This window comes from Hydrogenophaga sp. GW456-12-10-14-TSB4, from assembly GCF_059424305.1.
Genome location: NZ_JBWKZH010000074.1, coordinates 1 through 19541, shown reverse-complemented (window position 1 = coordinate 19541; position 19541 = coordinate 1). Strand labels below are relative to the sequence as shown.

16 protein-coding genes and 1 pseudogene are annotated in these 19541 nt (G+C 65.1%); 12 read left to right on the top strand and 5 right to left on the bottom strand.

The window, feature by feature from the left end; translation table 11 throughout:
• Nucleotides 1-92: 92 nt before the first annotated feature.
• Nucleotides 93-1004: a LysR family transcriptional regulator gene (locus AC07ZS_RS25495; RefSeq protein WP_297400155.1), complete on the bottom strand. Its 912-nt coding sequence runs from the start codon at nucleotides 1002-1004 to the stop codon at nucleotides 93-95.
• Nucleotides 1005-1066: 62 nt separating this feature from the next.
• On the opposite strand from AC07ZS_RS25495, the gene AC07ZS_RS25490 reads away from it, so the two are divergent.
• From AC07ZS_RS25490 to AC07ZS_RS25480, 3 genes and pseudogenes are all read left to right on the top strand, one after another.
• Nucleotides 1067-1945, top strand: coding sequence for a class I SAM-dependent methyltransferase (locus tag AC07ZS_RS25490; protein WP_297400153.1), 879 nt, complete (start codon nucleotides 1067-1069; stop codon nucleotides 1943-1945).
• Nucleotides 1946-2080: 135 nt separating this feature from the next.
• Nucleotides 2081-2963 (top strand): annotated as a pseudogene (locus AC07ZS_RS25485) (transposase); the annotation flags it as partial.
• A 172-nt stretch (nucleotides 2964-3135) separates the two neighbouring features.
• Entirely contained in the window at nucleotides 3136-3237 is a 102-nt protein-coding gene (locus tag AC07ZS_RS25480) for a YgaP-like transmembrane domain (protein WP_367185445.1), read from the top strand.
• Nucleotides 3238-3257: 20 nt separating this feature from the next.
• On the opposite strand, the gene AC07ZS_RS25475 is transcribed toward AC07ZS_RS25480, so the two are convergent.
• The 4 genes from AC07ZS_RS25475 to ytfE form a co-directional block, all read right to left on the bottom strand.
• A complete protein-coding gene (locus tag AC07ZS_RS25475) occupies nucleotides 3258-3956 on the bottom strand; it encodes a succinate dehydrogenase iron-sulfur subunit (RefSeq protein ID WP_297400151.1) in 699 nt (232 codons plus the stop codon).
• 55 nt (nucleotides 3957-4011) lie between these two features.
• The gene (gene fdxA, locus AC07ZS_RS25470) at nucleotides 4012-4335 is read right to left on the bottom strand and encodes a ferredoxin FdxA (protein ID WP_297400149.1); all 324 of its coding nucleotides are present in this window, start codon (nucleotides 4333-4335) and stop codon (nucleotides 4012-4014) included.
• 63 nt (nucleotides 4336-4398) lie between these two features.
• Entirely contained in the window at nucleotides 4399-5580 is a 1182-nt protein-coding gene (locus tag AC07ZS_RS25465; protein WP_297400147.1) for an NnrS family protein, read from the bottom strand.
• Nucleotides 5581-5593: 13 nt separating this feature from the next.
• The gene (gene ytfE, locus AC07ZS_RS25460; protein ID WP_297400145.1) at nucleotides 5594-6292 is read right to left on the bottom strand and encodes an iron-sulfur cluster repair protein YtfE; all 699 of its coding nucleotides are present in this window, start codon (nucleotides 6290-6292) and stop codon (nucleotides 5594-5596) included.
• Between the two features lie 110 nt (nucleotides 6293-6402).
• Here ytfE and AC07ZS_RS25455 point away from each other — a divergent pair, with 110 nt between their 5' ends.
• The 9 genes from AC07ZS_RS25455 to narI all read left to right on the top strand — a co-directional run bounded on the left by AC07ZS_RS25455 (nucleotide 6403) and on the right by narI (nucleotide 19519).
• The gene (locus AC07ZS_RS25455) at nucleotides 6403-6915 is read left to right on the top strand and encodes an Rrf2 family transcriptional regulator (RefSeq protein WP_297400143.1); all 513 of its coding nucleotides are present in this window, start codon (nucleotides 6403-6405) and stop codon (nucleotides 6913-6915) included.
• Nucleotides 6916-6924: 9 nt separating this feature from the next.
• Nucleotides 6925-8835, top strand: coding sequence for a type IV pili methyl-accepting chemotaxis transducer N-terminal domain-containing protein (locus tag AC07ZS_RS25450; protein WP_297400141.1), 1911 nt, complete (start codon nucleotides 6925-6927; stop codon nucleotides 8833-8835).
• The gene (locus AC07ZS_RS25445; protein ID WP_382159945.1) at nucleotides 8832-9524 is read left to right on the top strand and encodes a response regulator; all 693 of its coding nucleotides are present in this window, start codon (nucleotides 8832-8834) and stop codon (nucleotides 9522-9524) included. The genes AC07ZS_RS25450 and AC07ZS_RS25445 overlap by 4 nt, the downstream gene beginning before the upstream one ends.
• A 219-nt stretch (nucleotides 9525-9743) precedes the next feature.
• Nucleotides 9744-11012, top strand: a complete 1269-nt coding sequence (locus tag AC07ZS_RS25440) for an MFS transporter (RefSeq protein ID WP_382159948.1) — start codon at nucleotides 9744-9746, stop codon at nucleotides 11010-11012.
• Nucleotides 11013-11031: 19 nt separating this feature from the next.
• Nucleotides 11032-12660 (top strand): MFS transporter, encoded by a 1629-nt coding sequence (locus AC07ZS_RS25435; protein WP_382159951.1) that lies wholly within the window; start codon nucleotides 11032-11034, stop codon nucleotides 12658-12660.
• Nucleotides 12661-12695: 35 nt separating this feature from the next.
• Nucleotides 12696-16514, top strand: a complete 3819-nt coding sequence (locus tag AC07ZS_RS25430; RefSeq protein WP_444689945.1) for a nitrate reductase subunit alpha — start codon at nucleotides 12696-12698, stop codon at nucleotides 16512-16514.
• A 29-nt stretch (nucleotides 16515-16543) separates the two neighbouring features.
• Complete coding sequence (narH, locus tag AC07ZS_RS25425; protein ID WP_382159957.1) at nucleotides 16544-18076, top strand: nitrate reductase subunit beta; 1533 nt, start codon at nucleotides 16544-16546, stop codon at nucleotides 18074-18076.
• Between the two features lie 7 nt (nucleotides 18077-18083).
• Nucleotides 18084-18791, top strand: a complete 708-nt coding sequence (gene narJ / locus AC07ZS_RS25420) for a nitrate reductase molybdenum cofactor assembly chaperone (protein ID WP_382163697.1) — start codon at nucleotides 18084-18086, stop codon at nucleotides 18789-18791.
• A complete protein-coding gene (narI, locus tag AC07ZS_RS25415) occupies nucleotides 18788-19519 on the top strand; it encodes a respiratory nitrate reductase subunit gamma (RefSeq protein ID WP_382159960.1) in 732 nt (243 codons plus the stop codon). The genes narJ and narI overlap by 4 nt, the downstream gene beginning before the upstream one ends.
• Nucleotides 19520-19541: the final 22 nt, after the last annotated feature.

Below are 19541 nucleotides of genomic sequence, written 5' to 3'. Positions count from 1 at the left end.
GGACTTGCAATCGGGTTTGAGTAGGCACTGGCTAAAGGTCCTTGCGGCGGGGAATGAAACCTGGTCGGTGGTGCGAGTGAAGGTCGTTTCCATCAGCCAGTGATGATCGGGCGAAGCGTCTCTATTTCGCTGACGATGAAGTCGAAGAACGCGGACACACGCGGCGTGCGCCGCAATTCCGGCGTCGTCAGAACGCGCCAGATGCGGGTGAGTTCCGCGACAGGCTCGATGACTCGAACGAGATCCGGTTCGGCGTCGCCCAGGGCGATGGGCAGGGGCGCCACGCCGACCCCCGCTTTGGCGGAGTAGACCAAGCCCAACACGCTGTTGCTGCGCGCGACCAAGGTGGCGTTCGGTGCGACCTTGTGCAGCCACGCTGCGATACGGTGTTTGGCCATCGTGTCATCGAACCCGACCAGCGCGTGTTGCGCCAGATCTTCGAGTCTTTCCGGTCGACCGTGGCGCTCGATGTACGCCCGGCTGGCGTAGATCGCCCAGATCGAATCGCCGATCTTTCGTCCGACGAGCTCGCCGTCATCGGTGTCACCGGAACGAAGGGCCACGTCGACTTCGCCTCTCATCAGGTCGATGTATTTGTCGCTCATGACGAAATGCACTTGCAGCGCCGGGTGAAGGGCGTGAAACCGTTCCAGCAACGTCGATTGCGTGATCCGAAAGACGATGGGTTCGGGACAGGTCACGCGGATGACGCCCGCAATGTCGGCGGTAGCGGTCGCGATGTGCTGTTCGAACGCCGTCACGGCGTGCTCGACGCGCTCAGCGTACGGCAGCAGCGCCTGCCCGAACTCGGTCAGTCGATACCCGCTCGGCTCGCGCTGCACCAGCGCTTGCCCGATGCGCCGTTCGAGCTCGACGAGCCGCCGTTGCACCGTCGATTGGTCGACGCCCAACGCACGGCCGGCTGCCAGCGTGCTGCCGTGGCGCGCGACGGCAAGCAGATGCTTGAGATCGTCCCAGTCGAAGCTGTGGGGGGTATGCGCCATTGCGGCCCCATTGTGCAGTTTTGCGCCTTACGCCGCAAAGCCTTTGAGCCTAGGCCGACGACATGAACCCATCAATCACCGACGGACAGGCCTTCAAGGCGGGCATGCGCATCCAGTGGGACACGGCCGCTGCGGGCTGGAACGCACACACGACGGACATCCGCGCATGGCTGCGCAAGCCGACCGACGCCATGTGCCGCATGGCCGGGGTGACTGTGGGCTCACGCGTGCTCGACGTCGCGGCCGGAGCGGGCGACCAGGCCCTTGACATCGCGGCGCAGGTAGGCCCACAGGGCCACGTGCTCGCCACCGATCTTTCGCCGGCGATCGTCGCGCTGGCTCAGGTGAACGCAGTCAACGCCGGCTTCGGCCATGTCGAGACCCGGGTGGCCGATGGCGAAGATCTGGGCGTCACCGAGGCTTCCTTCGATGTCGCGGTATGCCGACTCGGTCTGATGTTCTTTCCCGACCCGCTGCGGGGACTGCGCGAGATTCATCGCGCGCTGCGCCCCGGCGGTGGCGTGTGCACGATGGTGTTCTCTCGCCCAGAAAAGAATCCCTGCCTCACCATCCTCATGTCGACGGCTCTCAAGCACGCCGGCCTGCCGGCGCGCGACCCATTTTTACCCGGGGGTCTGCTCAGCCTGGGGCAGCCGGGCCGGATCGACGCACTCTTCAAATCAGCGGGGTTCCAGAGCGTCGCGACAATGGCGTTCGATGCGGTGTTCCACCTGCCGTCGGTTGATCACTATCTCGCCTTCGTTCGCAGCTCGGCGAGCCCCCTCTTGCAGCTCCTCGGTCATCTTGACGCGGCGTCGGCCGAAGCAGCCTGGGACGAGATGCGGGATCGGTTGCAGGCATTCACCACGCAGGCAGGTTGGGACGGGTCCCAACGAGCTGCTGTTGACGGCGGGTCGTCGTCCCGAGGAGGCGCCATATAACACCTGATCCATTCGAAACACGCACCTGAGCGGCGGCGTTTTCTGCGCCGGGGCAGGAGGGCTCGCGGCCTTGGCCACCCTGTCGTTCGACCAACCTTCAACCAAGAGGTGTCTATGGGACGACCCGCAGGATGGATGAAGCAATTGACAGGGAGAGACGCGATGCGATCTCCTGGGGCGCCGTGGCTTCGACGTGAGATCGAGCGGCAGTTCTGGAAGCAAATCGCCACCGGGATCACGAGCGAGAAGGCCGCGGAGGCCGTAGGGGTCTCCCAGCTGGCTGGTTCCCCCTGGTTCCGTCATCGTGGCGGCATGCCCTTGTTTCTTTCAAGCCCCATATCTGGAAGGTATCTTTCATTCGCCGAGCGTGAAGAGATCGCACTTCTGCGAGCCCAAGACGCTGGGGTAAGGGAGATCGCTCGAATCATCGGGAGAAGTCCCTCGACGGTCTCACGCGAACTGACCCACGATGCTGCAACGCGCAGTAGGAAGCTCGAGTACCGGACGTCGGTCGCACAGTGCAAGTCAGAGTTAGCCGCGACAAGGCCCAAGCCGGCCAAGCTCGTGAAGGACCAGCGTCTGCGCCAATACGTCCAAGACCGTCTTGAGTGCAATATCCGATGCTCAATGCAGCGGGATTGCGGGACCTCGGCAAGCTCCATATATCGGGCGTAACAAGCCCCATCGTGGTGATAGCAAGTGGGTCAATGGATGGTCGCCAGAACAGATCGCAATCCGACTGCAGGTCGACTTCCAGGATGATCCGTCCATGCGCATCTCACACGAAGCCATCTATCAGACGCTCTACATCCTGGGTCGAGGCGCCCTCAAGCGCGAGCTGGTCAGCTATCTGCGCACAGGGCGTGCTTTGCGCACGCCACGGGCCAGGTCCCAGCCCAAAGCGTGGGCACATGTCAGTGAAGAGGTGATGATCTCCAGCCGTCCTGCGGAGGTGGAAGATCATGCTGTACCCGGTCACTGGGAGGGGGTCTTGATCATCGGCATACAAGCCCGTGCTCGGTGCCGCTGTGGCCTCACTGGAAGAATGGTTGTCGGTGAGCGGGCTCCGCGACGGCGCCCTCGTTGACCCGGAAGAGGACAACAGCGCAGCCTATCTGAAGCCCCCTGAACGCACTCTGACCGAGTTCCTTGATCCCTGCCCATCCGACCACCACTTCTGGAGAATCACCATGACCACGAACGTCGGCGCTATTGACCGCACCGTGCGTATCGTCATCGGCCCTTCCCTCATCGCCGGTGCCGCCCCCAGCACGATCGGCCTGTGGGGCTAGAAGCCTTCGACTCGGTGCTCTTAAACAATGCGCCGCACCATCATCTCCTTGATCTTGCTGATGGCCCCCGCAGGGTGCAGTCCTTTGGGGCACACGTCCACGCAGTTGAGGATGTCGCGGCAGCGAAACAGCCGGAACGGATCGTTGAGGTGGTCCAGCCGCTCGGCGGTGGCCGAGTCGCGGCTGTCGACAAGGAAGCGGTAGGCCTGCAACAGTCCGGCCGGTCCGACGTATTTGTCCGGGTTCCACCAGAAGCTCGGGCAGGCCGATGAGCAGCAGGCACACAGGATGCATTCGTACAGCCCATTGAGATCTTCCCGCTCCTCGGTCGACTGCAGGCGTTCCCGCTCCGGGGGCGAAGCCGGGTTGATGAGGTAGGGCTTGATCGAGTGGTACTGCTTGAAAAATTCGGTCATGTCGACGATCAGGTCGCGAATGACCGGCAAGCCGGGCAAGGGTTTGAGCGTCACCACGCGGTTCAGCGTTTTCATGTTGGTGACGCAAGCCAGCCCGTTCTTGCCATTGATGTTCATGGCATCGGAGCCGCAGATGCCTTCGCGGCAGGAGCGCCGAAAAGACAGGCTCGGGTCCACGGCCTTGAGGCGCACAAGCACATCGAGCAGCATGCGGTCCCCTGGGTTGACCTCAAGCTCAATCGTTTGCATGTACGGCCTGGCGTCGACATCCGGGTCGTAGCGGTAGATCTTGAAGGTGTGCATGGGGTTCATTCCGTGGTGGCGCCTTCGCGCATGGCGCGAACACCCGTTGTGTTTCTCAGCGCTTGAGCTCCGACAACTTCGATGTGACCTGGCTCCACGCTTCGGCGTCTGGCAGCGGCAGCCTGGTGCGCACGATGGGCTTCCATTCGCGCGCCAGCTCGGCGTTCAAAGCCGTGAAGTGCAACTGATCGCTCGGCACATCCTCTTCGGCATAAATGGCGCTGACCGGACATTCCGGGACGCACACGGCGCAGTCGATGCAGTCGTCGGGGTCGATGGCGAGGAAGTTGGGCCCTTCTCTAAAGGCGTCCACCGGGCACACATCCACGCAGTCGGTGTACTTGCAGCGTATGCAGGCTTCGGTGACGACAAAGGTCATGGATGCGCCCCATCAGGATGTGCCACGGCAGATGCAGCCGGTGGGGCGAGCCTGGCCATCTGCTCAGCCGTCCTTGCCGTCGAGGCGGGTCGAGACCAGCCAGGGCGAGTAAACATACAGATACAGGGCAAACGCAATGCCCCACGCTGCGGCTGCGGCCACCAGCCAGATGACAAGATGCTGCGGCGCCAGCAGCGGCAGCAGAACCCTCAGGACGGCAGCGCAGGCCACCAACGCATAGGCGGCTGTCTCAAGCCTCGAGGCCTTCAGTGGGCGCCCGGTATGGCCGCGTGCGGTGCGGGTGATCATGCCGATGATGAGCCCGCCAGTGGCACCCACCGCCAGGGCGTGGATGCCGGACGAGACGCCCAACACGCCGAGTTGGGCCAGTGCGAGCAACGCGAGGCCGATGGGCAACCACGCATACGCGAGGTGCAGCACCCACAGGATGGGGCGCGAGCGGGTGCGCATCGGTTTCCAGCGCAGCAGGCGAAGGACATGCAGCAATGCGGCTGCACCGAGCACCGCGGCGCTGAAGACATGGGCCGGGCCCAGCACCCACACGGCCAGCGCAATGGCCGTGGTGCCGAGTGTGGCCTGCTCCAGCATGGGAGGAACCTTCAATCTCACGCCGGGCAACGCCGACTGGGTGAACGCCGGGATCACCCGCCCGGCGATCACGCACTCGATCATCACGATCAACGCCAGCCCCGCATGCAGGGCGCGGACCGGTTCGATGTCGATCAGCCCGCTCACCGCCCCGTGAAACGCGGCGTTGGCCAGAGCCAGCAACAAGAGAATGACGCCCAATGGCACGTTGCGCCGGCTGCCCGCGCGCAGGAGAACCGAGATGAGGATGGCCGCCACCAGTGGCAACAGCAGCAGGTCCAACACCGCATAGACCCCATACGGAGCAAAGACGGCTGCAAGCCGGGCTGCCAGCCAGAGCCCCGCAAGCGCTGCCAGCACAGCGCCTCGTGGCGTGTCCAGGCCGGTCCACGCTTTCCCGGCCGTCAGCAAAAAGCCCGCGATCACGGCCACAGTGAAGCCGAACAGCATTTCATGGGCGTGCCAGAGCACTGGAGAGATCGTCAGCTTCAAGGACACCTGGCCCAACAGGACAGCGATCCACAGCGGGATCGCCAGCATGCCGTATGCAGCGGCACCCAGGTAGAACGGGCGGAAGCCAAGTCGAAGCCAAGGCCACCCTTGGGGCGATGGCACGGCCGCTGATGCAGAGCGCATGGTCGGCAAGGGCTCAGCAGCAGCTCGACCGCGCGGGTTCAAATTGCGGGAACAGCTGGTTGTTCTCGAGGTGAATGTGGGCGATCAGGTCGTCGGCGAACTGGTCAATGCCCGCGTACAGCGCACGCCAGGTGTTGCACGCGCCCTGGGGCGGCGTGGCGTCGTGCGTCAGGGCCATCAGGCGCTCCAGCTGTTCGCCATGGCTGGTGTGCTCCTCGCGCATCACGCCGATGGGGTGCACAGCCATGCCGCGCCCGCCGGCCTTGAGCATCGGGAACAGGATGTTTTCTTCCTTGGCCATGTGTTCCAGCATCTCGGTCTCGATGGCTTCCAGGTGCTCGGCGAGATCCTTGGGCACATCGGGGTGCTCGCGGTGCACCGCCTCCACCCGGCGCGCCATGCGGATCAGCTCGGGCAGCTGTTCGCGGTGCACCGCGTGATAACGCGTGAGGATGTGGTCGATCATATCGGCCGGGGTTCGCGGCACGACCGGCGCGTCCGGGCGGTCCAGCCGGGCGAGCTCGGCCAGCACCGCGTCCACGTCGAGACCTTTGTTGTCGCAGGCCTGTTGCAGGGCGATCTGGCCGCCGCAGCAGAAGTCGAGCTTGAGGCGGCGGAAGACGGCGGTGGAGCCGGGCAGGGCCACGGCGATCTGGCCGATAGGCTGGCTGGCACGCTCAAGGGTGGCGGCAGGGGTGAAAGCGGTGTTCATGGCGCTGGTCCTTTAATGTTCATTCGATACGAATATATTAGCGCATAAAATGCACGCAATATGAATATTCAGACCGTCCGCACGGACATCGGTCATGAGGAGGATGCGCGATGCGATTGACCCAATGGACCGACTACAGCCTGCGCGTGCTGATGTACTGCGCCGCCAGCGAACAGCGCGAGCAGCGCGCCACCGTGGGTGAAATCGCCGAAGCCCATGGCATCTCGCGCAGCCACCTCACCAAGATCGTGATGACGCTCTCCGGCCTGGGCCTGCTGGAGACCACGCGCGGGCGCGGTGGTGGCCTTCGCCTGCTCAAGCCGGCGCGCAGCATCGTGCTGGGCGAGGTGGTGCGCCAGACCGAGAGCGACTTCACGCTGGTGGAGTGTTTCGACGCCGAGCACAACACTTGCCGCCTCGACGGCCACTGCCGTCTCAAGACGGCGCTGCGCGAGGCCATGGACCGCTACCTGGAGGTGCTGGACGGCGTGACGCTGGCGGATCTGATCGCGCCCATGCCGGGTGCGCACAGCCAACGGGTGCACTTTCTGCCTGGCCTGCCACGCCCGCCCGAGGTCGCAGCCCGTCGCACGCGGGTATCTGCCGGCGGCGAAAGCCGCTAACCTGTGGCCATGGTATCCACCGCTTCGCTGTCGACCAAACTCGTGCGCATCGGCGCCGGGTTGCTGCTCGTCGCGCTTGCCTCCATCGGTCTCACGCTGTGGGTGACGTGGCAGCTTGAAGGCGGCGCCGCGGCGGTAAACGAGGCCGGCCGCATGCGCATGCAGACCTGGCGGCTCACCAGCGTGGCGCAGGCCCAGCGGGCTCCGGCTGAGGTGGCGGCGCTGGTGCAGCGGTTCGACCAGAGCTTGGCCCTGTTGCGCCGGGGCGATGCCAGCCGGCCGCTCTTCGTGCCGAGGGACGAAGCGGTGGCCCGCGAGTTCGCCACGGTGGAGGCGCTATGGCAGAAGCAGCGCCCGCTGTGGTTGCAGGACACCCCGCCCGAGCCGGCACAGGTCCTGGCCGCAGCCGATACCTTCGTCGAGGCCATCGATGCACTGGTTCTCGCCATCGAACACCAGCTCTCGGCCTTCACCGCCATCCTCAACCTGTTCCAGTTCCTCATGATGGCGCTGGCCATCGTGGGTGCGGTGGTGATGCTCTACACCGGCTACATGTACGTCATCAACCCGCTGGCCCACCTGCGCCAGGGCCTGCGGCGGCTGGAGTCGGGCGACTTCAAGGCGCGCGTGGAGGTCGACACGCTCGACGAGTTCGGGCAGGTGGCGGGGGGCTTCAATCGCATGGCGTCCACGCTGCAGTCGATGTACGCCGGGCTGGAGAGTCAGGTCGAGACCAAGACGCGTCACATCGAGGCGCAGCGTGCGAGGCTGGCCACCTTGTACGAAGTGAGTGCCTTCATGGCCCAGGCCGGTAGCATCGAGGAACTCTCTCGCGGTTTTGCCCAGCGGGTGCGTGCGGTGGTCAAGGCCGACGCGGTGGCGGTGCGCTGGAGCGACGAAGCCAGTCAGCGTTACCTGATGCTGGCCTCCGACTGCTTTCCGCAGGAGCTGGTGGAAGAAGAGCGCAGCTTGCTGGCAGGGGCGTGTGCCTGCGGCAGCCTGCAGCCCGATGCGAGGACACGCGTCATTCCGATCCACAGTCACGATGAGGCCAGCGTGCGCCACTGCGCCCGCGCCGGCTTCGAGACACTGGTGAGCGTGCCGGTGCGGCTGCAAAACCGCCTGCTCGGCGAGATCGACCTGTTCTACCGCTCGCAGGCCAGCCTGAGCACGGGCGAGACCGAGCTGCTCGACGCGCTGGCCAGCCACCTGGCCAACGCGCTGGAGAGCCTGCGCGCGTCGGCGCTGGAGCGTGAGGCGGCGGTGGGCGAAGAGCGCGCGTTGATCGCTCGCGAGTTGCACGACTCCATTGCTCAGTCGCTGGCCTTCCTCAAGATCCAGGTGCAGCTGCTGCGCACCGCGGCGGGCAAGGGGCAGGACGCGCGCGTGATGAGCACGCTCGACGAACTCGACGAAGGTCTGCGCGAAAGCATCAACGACGTGCGCGAACTGCTGGTGCACTTTCGTACCCGCACCAACACCGACGACATCGAGCGCGCGCTGCAGGAGACGCTGCAGAAGTTCCAGCACCAGACTGGCCTGCCGGCGAAGCTGCACGTAGAGGGCCACGGCCTTCCGCTGCCGGCCGATGTGCAGGTGCAGGTGCTGCATGTGTTGCAGGAGTCGCTGTCCAACGTGCGCAAGCACGCCGGGGCCGGCCATGTGCAGCTCGACGTGTTCAAGGGCGCGCACTGGCGTTTCCGGGTGTGCGACGACGGTGCGGGCTTCGACGCGCTGGACGCATCCGACGATTCCCACGTGGGCCTGAAAATCATGCGCGAGCGCGCTGCCCTCATCGGCGCGCGGGTCGACGTGAGCTCCGACCCCGGCCAGGGCACCGCCGTCACCCTGACCCTGCCTCCCCACCCGGTGACGGCCAGGCCCAGCGGCGCACCCGTCACCGAACACAGGCTTTCATGACCGACACACCTGCCCGCCCGATCCAGTTGCTCGTCGTGGACGACCACTCCCTGTTCCGCCGCGGGCTCATGGCCCTGCTCGCGCAGGACCTGCGCTTCGAGGTGATCGGCGAGGCGGGCGATGTGGGCGAGGCGCTGCGCTGCGTGGCGCGCCAGCGGCCCGATGTGATCCTGCTCGACAACCACCTGCCCGGTGTACTGGGCGTGGACGCCATCCCCGCGCTGCGCGAGGCTGCACCGGGCAGCCGCGTGCTCATGCTCACCGTGAGCGAGAACGAGGCCGACCTGGTGGCCGCGCTCAAGGCCGGCGCCGACGGTTACCTGCTCAAGACCGTGGAGTCGCACCACCTGTGCGAGGCCATCGTCAAGGTGATGGAGGGCGAGTCGGTGGTCAGCCCCGAGATGACGACCAAGCTGGTGTCGGCCCTGCGTGCGCAGCCAACCGTCAACGGCAACGGCGAAGGGGGCGGTGCGACGGTGGCCACGGCCGACGCCGAGCTCGCGTCGCTGTCGGTGCGGGAGCTCGAAATCCTGCACCTGATCGCGCGCGGCGACAGCAACAAACTCATCGCCCGCCAGCTCGACATCGCCGAGACCACGGTCAAGATCCACGTGCAGCACATCCTGCGAAAACTCAACCTCACCTCGCGTGTGCAGGCGGCCGTGTTTGCCGCCCGACACGCTTCATAGTTCACTCGCGGTGAAAGACGCCAGCGTGTGGGTCTCCATCGCGCTGGCGCATTGATTCAGATCAACTGACGGCCACAAACAGACCGCTGTAGTTCTTCCGGACGCGCCGCGTCCCCCCGCCATCGTTCTTCAGAGCCGCCCCGGCCACCCGGGAGGCGGATAGCCACCCGCGCGCCCAGCGCCGACAGTCTTGCCATGCCCCGCGTGGAGAAAGACATCATGGCCTCTGAACTGAACAACGAAAAAAAAGCCTGGTCGGTGCTGCTCGTCAGCACACTGGCCTTCACCGTGTGCTTCATGGTCTGGATGATGTTTGGCGTCATCGGCATCCCGATCAAGAAGGCGCTCGACCTCAACTCCACCCAGTTCGGCCTGCTCATGGCCACGCCGGTGCTCACGGGCTCGCTGGTGCGTGTGCCGCTGGGCATCTGGACCGACCGCTACGGTGGCCGCATCGTGATGGCCCTGCTCATGGCCACCACCGTGCCGGCCATCTTGCTCATGAGCTACGCCACCGCCTACTGGCACTTCCTCACCATCGGCCTGTTCGTCGGCCTGGCCGGCGGTTCGTTTTCGGTCGGCACGCCCTATGTGGCGCGCTGGTTCCCCAAGCACCGCCAGGGCATGGCCATGGGCGTGTACGGCGCGGGCAACTCGGGCGCGGCGGTCAACAAGTTCGTCGCGCCGGTGCTGCTGGTGGCCTTCGGCTGGACCATGGTGCCGCAGGTGTACGCGGCCATCATGCTGGGCACGGTGGTGCTGTTCTGGCTCTTCACCTACAGCAATCCCGACCACCTGGTGCCGAGCAACGTGTCCTTCATGGACCAGCTCAAGGCGCTGAAAGACCCCAAGGTAATCAAGTACTGCCAGTACTACAGCATCGTCTTCGGTGGCTACGTGGCGCTCTCGCTGTGGATGGTGCAGTACTACGTGGGCGAGTTCGGTCTGGACATCCGGGTGGCCGCGCTGCTGGCGGCCTGCTTCTCGCTGCCGGGTGGCGTGCTGCGCGCGGTGGGCGGCGTGATGTCGGACAAGTTCGGCGCGCACAAGGTCACCTGGTGGGTGCTGTGGGTGAGCTGGATCTGCCTGTTCCTGCTCTCATACCCGCAGACCGACTTCACCGTGGCCACGGTGGACGGCCCGAAGACCTTCCACATCGGCCTCAACGTCTACCTCTTCACCGGACTGATGTTCATCCTGGGCATTGCCTGGGCATTCGGCAAGGCCAGCGTCTTCAAGTACATCAGCGACGACTACCCGAAAAACATCGGCGCCATCAGCGGCATCGTGGGCCTGGCTGGTGGACTTGGCGGTTTCGTTCTGCCCATTCTGTTCGGCATGTTGATGGACCTCACCGGCATCCGCTCGAGCGCCTTCATGTTGATGTACGGCGTGGTCTGGGTGTCGCTCATCTGGATGTACTGGACCGAGGTGCGCCAGACCGAAGTCATGGGCGCCAACGCCAAACCTTTTTCCCTTCAGAACTGACGCAACGTCGGTCAACACCATGAACAACACACAAAAAACCGGTGCAGACATCACCGACTGGCGCCCCGAGGACGAACAGTTCTGGGCCTCCACCGGCAAAAAGATCGCCTACCGCAACCTCTGGATCTCAGTGCCCGCGCTGCTGTGCGGCTTCGCGGTCTGGGGCATGTGGGGAATCATCACCGTACAGATGATGAATCTGGGCTTCCCGTTCACCCAGGCCGAGTTGTTCACGCTGACCGCGATCGCTGGCATTGCCGGCGCGACCATGCGCATCCCGGCCTCCTTCCTGATCCGTCTGGCCGGTGGGCGCAACACCGTCTTTCTCACCACGGCCATGTTGCTGGCGCCCGCCATCGGCACCGGCATCGTGCTGCAGCACCCCGAGTGGCCGCTGTGGTCGTTCCAGCTGATGGCACTCTGGTCGGGCGTGGGGGGCGGCAATTTCGCCAGCTCCATGTCCAACATCAGCGGCTTCTTTCCCAAGCGCCTGCAGGGCACGGCGCTGGGTTTGAACGCGGGCCTGGGTAACTTCGGCGTGACGACCATGCAGATCGTCATTCCGCTCGTGATGACGCTGTCGATCTTCGGCAGCCTGGGCGGTGAACCCATGGTGCTGGCCAAGGACAGTGGCTGGATCTTCGGAAGGATTGCCGCAGGCACACCGACCTGGATCCAGAACGCGGGATTCGCCTGGCTGCTCTCGCTGGTGCCGCTGTCCATCCTGTGCTGGTTCGGCATGAACAACCTGAAGACGGTGTCGCCTGACACCGGGCACCCTGTGGTTGCGTTCGCCAAGATCACCTGGCTGTACACGCTGGCCTTCATCCCCTCGATTCTCGGCTTGTACCTCTACCTGCCCAAGCCCACGGGTCTGGGCCTTATCAGCATGTGGGTGGCGATTCCGCTGGACGTGGTGAGCGCGCTGCTGATCATGAAGCTCGCTGCCTTCGGTCCGATGAAGGAAAACGTTGCCCGGCAGTTCGCGATCTTCAAGGACAAGCACACATGGTCGCTGACCGCGCTCTACATCGTCACCTTCGGCTCCTTCATCGGTTTCTCGATGGCGTTGCCGCTGGCCATGAAGGTGATCTTCGGCATTAGCCACGTGCCCGATGCCAACGGCGTGATGCAGCACACGCTGAACAACCCGAACGCACCCACCGTGCTGGCCTACGCGTGGATCGGCCCATTCGTTGGCGCCGCTGTGAGGCCCGTTGGCGGCTGGATCTCCGACAAGGTCGGCGGCTCCATCGTCACGCAGGCCATCTCGGCGGTGATGGTGGTCGCTTCGATCGCCGTGGGCTACGTGATGATGATGGCCTACGCCTCGGCCACGCCCGAGCAGTACTTCCCGGCCTTCCTCGGCCTGTTCATCGTGCTGTTCTTCGCCAGCGGTGTGGGCAATGGATCGACCTTCCGCACCATCGGTGTGATCTTCGACCGGCAGCAGGCCGGCCCGGTGCTGGGCTGGACCTCCGCCGTCGCCGCCTACGGCGCCTTCGTCGCGCCCATCGTGATCGGCGACCAGATCAAGGCAGGCACACCGCAGTACGCGATGTATGGCTTCGCGCTCTTCTACGCGCTCTGCTTGATCCTCAACTGGTGGTTCTACCTGCGTCCCGGCGCCTACGTGAAGAACCCCTGAAGAACCGACCACGCACCCTCACGGAGAACAGAAAGATGAGCCATTTCCTCGACCGCCTCACCCATTTCAGCCTGCCCAGGGAGTCCTTCTCGGGCAACCACGGCCAGACCACTGGCGAAGACCGCACCTGGGAAGACGCCTACCGAAATCGCTGGGCGCACGACAAGATCGTGCGCAGCACCCACGGCGTGAACTGCACCGGTTCGTGCTCGTGGAAGATCTACGTCAAGGGCGGCATCGTCACCTGGGAAACCCAGCAGACCGACTACCCGCGCACACGCTGGGACATGCCCAACCACGAGCCGCGTGGCTGCGCGCGCGGCGCCTCCTACAGCTGGTACCTCTACAGCGCCAACCGCGTGAAGTACCCCATGGTGCGCGGGCGCCTGCTGGAGCGCTGGCGCGCCGCGCTCGCTGTGGCGAAAGATCCGGTAGCCGCCTGGGCCTCCATCGTCGAGAACCCCGAAGCGCGTCGTGACTACCAGCAGGTGCGCGGCATGGGTGGCTTCGTGCGCAGCACCTGGGACGAGGTCAACCAGCTGATCGCCGCGGCCAACGTCTACACCATCAAGCAGCACGGACCCGACCGCATCATCGGCTTCAGCCCGATCCCGGCCATGAGCATGGTGAGCTACGCCGCCGGCTCGCGTTACCTCTCGCTCATCGGCGGCGTGTGCATGAGCTTCTACGACTGGTACTGCGACCTGCCACCGGCCAGCCCGCAGGTCTGGGGTGAGCAGACCGACGTGCCCGAATCGGCTGACTGGTACAACAGCTCGTTCATCATCGCCTGGGGCTCCAACGTGCCGCAGACGCGCACGCCCGACGCCCACTTCTTCACCGAGGTGCGCTACAAAGGCGCCAAGACCGTGGCCGTGACACCCGACTACTCCGAGGTGGCCAAGCTCTCCGACCTCTGGCTGCACCCCAAGCAGGGCACCGACGCCGCGCTCGCCATGGCCATGGGCCACGTGGTGCTCAAGAATTTCTATTTCCCCGACGGCGGCAAGCCGCGCAGCAGCTACTTCGACGACTACGCGCGCCGCTACACCGACCTGCCGCTGCTGGTCATGCTCAAGGAGCACACGCTGGCCGACGGCACGACCACCCTGGTGCCCGACCGCTACCTGCGCGCCAGCGACTTCAATGGCCAGCTCGGCCAGAAGAACAACCCCGAGTGGAAGACCGTGGCCTTCGACACCGGTGGCAAGGCCGTGCTGCCCAACGGCTCGATCGGCTTCCGCTGGGGCGAGGCCGGGCGCAGCGACGAAGGCAAGTGGAACCTGGAAGCCAAGGAGGCGCGCAGCGACACCGAGGTGAAGCTCAAGCTCTCGGTGATCGAGGACGGCGAGCAGGACACCCAGGTGGTGGACGTGGCCTTCCCCTATTTCGGGGGCAACGCCGCGCCGCACTTCACCGCCAACGCGCAGAACGGCGCCATCAACCACGCCCGCGTGCCGGCCGTGCGCCTGCGCTTGGGCAAGGCCGGCGAAGAGCGCCACGCCATGGTGGCCACCGTGTTCGACCTGCAGGTCGCGCAGTACGGCATCGACCGCGGGTTGGGCAGTGGCGCGAAGGACTTCGACGACAACGCCGCCTACACCCCGGCCTGGCAGGAGAGCATCACTGGCGTGCCGCGTGACCAGGTCATCACCGTGGCGCAGCAGTTCGCCGACAACGCCGACAAGACGCACGGCAAGTCGATGGTGATCATCGGTGCGGCCATGAACCACTGGTACCACGCCGACATGAACTACCGCGGCGTGATCAACCTGCTGATGATGTGCGGCTGCATCGGCCAGAGCGGTGGCGGCTGGGCGCACTACGTGGGCCAGGAAAAGCTGCGCCCGCAAACGGGCTGGGTGCCGCTGGCCTTTGCCACCGACTGGGCACGCCCTCCGCGGCAGATGAACAGCACCAGCTTCTTCTACGCGCACACCGACCAGTGGCGCTACGAGAAGCTCGGCATGGAAGAGGTCGTCAGCCCGCTGGCCGACAAGGCCGCTTTCGGCGGCAGCATGATCGACTTCAACGTGCGCGCCGAGCGCATGGGCTGGCTGCCCAGTGCGCCCCAGCTCAAGACCAACCCGCTGCAGGTGGTGAAGGACGCCACCGCCGCCGGGCTCGATCCCAGGGACTACGTGGTGCGTGCGCTGAAAGACGGCACGCTGGCCATGAGCTGCGAAGACCCGGACGCGCCGCAGAACTGGCCGCGCAACATGTTCGTGTGGCGCAGCAACCTGCTGGGCTCCAGTGGCAAGGGCCACGAGTATTTCTGCAAGCACCTGCTGGGCACCGAAAACGGCGTGCAGGGCAAGGACCTGGGACGGGACGAAGCCAGACCTGAAGAAGTGGTGTGGCACGAAAACGCGCCTCAGGGCAAGCTCGATCTGCTGGTCACGCTCGACTTCCGCATGAGCACCACCTGCCTGTATTCGGACATCGTGCTGCCCACCGCGAGCTGGTATGAGAAGAACGACCTCAACACCAGCGACATGCATCCCTTCATCCACCCGTTGTCCGCGGCGGTGGACCCGGTGTGGCAGAGCCGCAGCGACTGGGAGATCTACAAAGGTTTTGCGCAGGCCTTCAGCGAAGTCTGCGTGGGCCACCTGGGCGTTGAAAAGGAGGTGGTACTCACGCCCATCATGCACGACACCCCCGGCGAACTCGCGCAGCCGTTTGACGTGAAGGAATGGCGCAAAGGCCACTGCGAACTCATCCCCGGCAAGACCGCTCCGCAGATCACCGTGGTCGAGCGCGACTACCCCAACGTGTTCAAACGCTTCACCGCGCTCGGCCCGCTGATGGACAAGCTGGGCAACGGCGGCAAGGGCATTGGCTGGAAGACCGGCACCGAAGTGGAGCAGCTCGGCCAGCTCAACGGCACCACGCTCGACGAGGGCGTGACCCAGGGCATGCCGAAGATCGTGACCGACATAGACGCCTGTGAGGTGATCCTGCAGCTCGCGCCAGAGACCAACGGCCACGTGGCGGTGAAGGCCTGGGAAGCGCTGGGCAAGCAGACCGGGCGCGACCACACCCACCTGGCGCTCTACCGCGAGGACGAGAAGATCCGCTTCCGCGACATCCAGGCGCAGCCGCGCAAGATCATCAGCAGCCCGACCTGGAGCGGCATCGAGAGCGAGACGGTCAGCTACAACGCCGGCTACACCAACGTGCACGAACTCATTCCATGGCGCACCCTCACTGGCCGCCAGCAGTTCTACCAGGACCACCCCTGGATGATCGCCTTCGGCGAAGGCCTGGGCAGCTACCGCCCGCCGGTGGACCTGAAGACCACCGAGGGCATCCACAACATCAAGCCCAACGGCAACAAAGAGATCCAGCTGAACTTCATCACGCCGCACCAGAAGTGGGGCATCCACTCGACCTACAGCGACAACCTGATGATGCTCACCCTCAACCGGGGCGGCACCGTGGTCTGGCTGAGCGAAGACGACGCGAAAAGCGCCGGCATCGAGGACAACGACTGGGTCGAGCTGTTCAACATCAACGGCGCGGTGGCCGCGCGCGCGGTGGTCAGCCAGCGCGTCAACCCGGGCATGGTGATGATGTACCACTCGCAGGAAAAGATCATCAACACCCCGGGCTCGGAGATCACCGGCGTGCGCGGCGGCATCCACAACTCGGTCACGCGCATCGTGCTCAAGCCGACCCACATGATTGGTGGCTACGCGCAGCTCAGCTACGGCTTCAACTACTACGGAACGATCGGCACCAACCGCGACGAGTTCGTCGTGGTGCGCAAGATGCACAAGGTGGACTGGCTCGACACACCGGCCGACGACCACCTCATTCGTGCCTACCAGTCCCAGGGCGAGAACCCCTGAACACCCGCCGACCCGAAGGAGCCTGAATCATGAAAATACGCGCACAGATCGGCATGGTGCTCAACCTGGACAAGTGCATCGGTTGCCACACTTGCTCGGTCACCTGCAAGAACGTCTGGACCAACCGTCCCGGGGTGGAATACGCCTGGTTCAACAACGTCGAGACCAAGCCCGGCATCGGCTACCCCAAGGAGTGGGAGAACCAGGAGAAGTGGCAGGGCGGCTGGACCCGCCGCGCCGACGGCTCCATCGTGCCCAAGCAAGGCGGCAAGTGGCAGCTGTTGATGAAGATCTTCGCCAACCCGCACCTGCCGGAGATCGACGACTACTACGAACCCTTCACCTTCGACTACGACCACCTGCAGTCGGCGCCGGAGATGAAGCACACGCCCACCGCCCGACCGCGCAGCCTGATCACCGGCAAGCGCATGGAGAAGATCGAGTGGGGCCCGAACTGGGAGGAGATCCTCGGTGGCGAATTTTCCAAGCGCAGCAAGGACGCCAACTTCAATGGCTTCGAGGCCGCGCAGAAAGCCATGGTGGGGGAGTTCGAGAACACCTTCATGATGTACCTGCCGCGCCTGTGCGAGCACTGCCTCAACCCGGCGTGCGTGGCCTCGTGCCCCTCGGGCTCGATCTACAAGCGCGAGGAAGACGGCATCGTGCTGATCGACCAGGACAAGTGCCGCGGCTGGCGCATGTGCGTGAGCGGCTGCCCCTACAAGAAGATCTACTACAACTGGAAAAGCGGCAAGGCCGAGAAGTGCATCTTCTGCTATCCGCGCATCGAGGCCGGCCAGCCCACCGTGTGCAGCGAAACCTGCGTGGGCCGCATCCGTTACCTGGGCGTGCTGCTGTACGACGCCGACCGCATTCAGGAAGCCGCCAGTGTGCCCAACGAGATGGACCTCTACAAGGCCCAGATCGATCTCTTCCTGGACCCGCACGACCCTGCGGTGATCGCGCAGGCGCGCGCCGACGGCATCCCCGACAACTGGCTGGAGGCCGCGCGCCACAGCCCGGTCTACAAGATGGCGGTGGACTGGAAGGTGGCGCTGCCGCTGCACCCGGAGTACCGCACGCTGCCCATGGTCTGGTACGTGCCGCCGCTCTCGCCCATCACCGCTGCGGCCAACGCCGGGCACCTGGGCGACAACGGGGAAATTCCGGACGTGAGCCAGCTGCGCATCCCGGTGAAGTACCTCGCCAACCTGCTGACCGCCGGCGACACGATCCCCGTGGTGCGCGCGCTCGAACGCATGCTGGCCCTGCGCAGCTACCAGCGCGCCAAACACGTGGATGGCGTGATCAACCAGGACGTGCTCGACCAGGTCCAGCTCAGCGTGCGCGAGGTCGAGGACATGTACCAGACCATGGCGATCGCCAACTACGAGGACCGTTTCGTGATTCCCACCACCCACCGCGAATACGCCGAGAACACCTTCAACATCAAGGGCGGCTGCGGCTTCAGCTTCGGCAACGGCTGCTCGGAGGGGCAGACCGAGACCAGCCTGTTCGGCAGCGAGAAGAAGCGCACCATCCCGATCAAGGCGGGGGTCTGACGTGGGCCTGTTTTCCAACACTCAAAAGCCCGCCGTTCACACCCTGCGTGTGCTCGCCCACCTGCTGCGTTACCCCACCGCCGATCTGCGCGAGCACGCTGGTGAACTGCGCGATGCGCTGCGTGCCGAGGCCGCCTTGCCGCCGACGCGGCTGGTCGAGCTCGATGCGCTGCTGGTGCGCCTGAGCCAGCAGCCGGCGCTGGAGGTCGAAGCCGACTACGTCGAGCTGTTCGACCGCGGGCGCAGCACCGCGCTGCACCTGTTCGAGCACGTTCTGGGTGACTCGCGCGACCGTGGCCCGGCCATGATCGACCTGATCCAGACCTACGAAAAGGCGGGCCTTTTCTTCGGCCCGGCCGAGTTGCCCGACCACCTGAGCGTGCTGCTGGAGTTCGCCTCCACCCAGCCCGCCACTGTGGCGCGCGAGTTCCTCGGCGAGAGCGCGCACATCGTGCGCTCGATCTTCAGCGCGCTGCTCAAGCGCCAGAGCCCGTATGCCAGCGTGCTGGCCGCCGTGCTCGAAATCGCCGGCGAGAAAGCCGAGCCGGTGCCGGTCGCGGCCGACCCCGGCATCGACGAGAGCTGGGCCGAACCCGCGGTGTTCGGCGGCTGCTCCACAGAAGGTCAGGCCAAACCCGGCCAGCCGCAACCGATCCGCATCGTGAAGGCGGCCACCGGCCGCCACCCATCCCCCCCACCAGGAGCACAGGCATGACCTCGCTGCACCACTTCCTTTTCGGCGTCTATCCCTACATCTGCCTCGCCGTCTTCCTCATGGGCAGCCTGGCCCGCTTCGACCGCGACCAGTACACCTGGAAAAGCGATTCGTCCCAGCTGCTGCGCAAGGGCCAGCTGCGCTGGGGCAGCAACCTGTTCCACATCGGCATCCTGTTCCTGTTCTTCGGCCACGCCGTGGGCCTGCTCACGCCGCACTTTTTCTACCAAGGCTTTCTGGATGCTGCGGTCAAGCAGCGGCTGGCCATCTACGCAGGCGGCACCGCCGGCGTGATCTGCTTCGTGGGTCTGTCGATGCTGCTGCACCGGCGCATCTTCGACCCGCGCATCCGCCTCACCAGCCACCGCACCGACATCGCCATCCTTGTCATCCTGTGGGTGCAGCTCACGCTTGGCCTGATCACGCTGCCGTACTCGTATTCACACGCCGACGGCAGCGCCATGCTGGTGCTGGCCGAGTGGGCGCAGCGCATCGTCACCTTCCGCCCCGACGCGTCGGCCCTGGTCAACATGGACTGGCCTTACAAGGTGCACCTGGTGCTGGGCATGACGATCTTCCTGTTGTTCCCGTTCTCGCGCCTGGTGCATGTGTGGAGCGGCTTTGCCAGCGTGGCCTACCTGGTGCGGCCCTACCAGGTGGTGCGCAGCCGCCGCCTGGGCGTGCCGGCGAACCCGACCAATCCGGCGCACCCGAACCAGCCCCGCTGATTCACCCCAAACCCACCGGAGC

Excerpts from the sequence above, each read along its gene's own strand:
- AC07ZS_RS25435 (WP_382159951.1), top strand. The coding sequence starts at position 11,032 with ATGAACAACACACAAAAAACCGGTGCAGACATCACCGACTGGCGCCCC.
- AC07ZS_RS25490 (WP_297400153.1), top strand. The coding sequence starts at position 1,067 with ATGAACCCATCAATCACCGACGGACAGGCCTTCAAGGCGGGCATGCGC.
- AC07ZS_RS25445 (WP_382159945.1), top strand. The coding sequence starts at position 8,832 with ATGACCGACACACCTGCCCGCCCGATCCAGTTGCTCGTCGTGGACGAC.
- narH (WP_382159957.1), top strand. The coding sequence starts at position 16,544 with ATGAAAATACGCGCACAGATCGGCATGGTGCTCAACCTGGACAAGTGC.
- AC07ZS_RS25480 (WP_367185445.1), top strand. The coding sequence starts at position 3,136 with ATGACCACGAACGTCGGCGCTATTGACCGCACCGTGCGTATCGTCATC.
- AC07ZS_RS25440 (WP_382159948.1), top strand. The coding sequence starts at position 9,744 with ATGGCCTCTGAACTGAACAACGAAAAAAAAGCCTGGTCGGTGCTGCTC.
- AC07ZS_RS25465 (WP_297400147.1), bottom strand. The coding sequence starts at position 5,580 with ATGCGCTCTGCATCAGCGGCCGTGCCATCGCCCCAAGGGTGGCCTTGG.
- ytfE (WP_297400145.1), bottom strand. The coding sequence starts at position 6,292 with ATGAACACCGCTTTCACCCCTGCCGCCACCCTTGAGCGTGCCAGCCAG.
- AC07ZS_RS25455 (WP_297400143.1), top strand. The coding sequence starts at position 6,403 with ATGCGATTGACCCAATGGACCGACTACAGCCTGCGCGTGCTGATGTAC.
- narI (WP_382159960.1), top strand. The coding sequence starts at position 18,788 with ATGACCTCGCTGCACCACTTCCTTTTCGGCGTCTATCCCTACATCTGC.
- AC07ZS_RS25495 (WP_297400155.1), bottom strand. The coding sequence starts at position 1,004 with ATGGCGCATACCCCCCACAGCTTCGACTGGGACGATCTCAAGCATCTG.
- fdxA (WP_297400149.1), bottom strand. The coding sequence starts at position 4,335 with ATGACCTTTGTCGTCACCGAAGCCTGCATACGCTGCAAGTACACCGAC.
- AC07ZS_RS25430 (WP_444689945.1), top strand. The coding sequence starts at position 12,696 with ATGAGCCATTTCCTCGACCGCCTCACCCATTTCAGCCTGCCCAGGGAG.
- AC07ZS_RS25450 (WP_297400141.1), top strand. The coding sequence starts at position 6,925 with ATGGTATCCACCGCTTCGCTGTCGACCAAACTCGTGCGCATCGGCGCC.
- AC07ZS_RS25475 (WP_297400151.1), bottom strand. The coding sequence starts at position 3,956 with ATGCACACCTTCAAGATCTACCGCTACGACCCGGATGTCGACGCCAGG.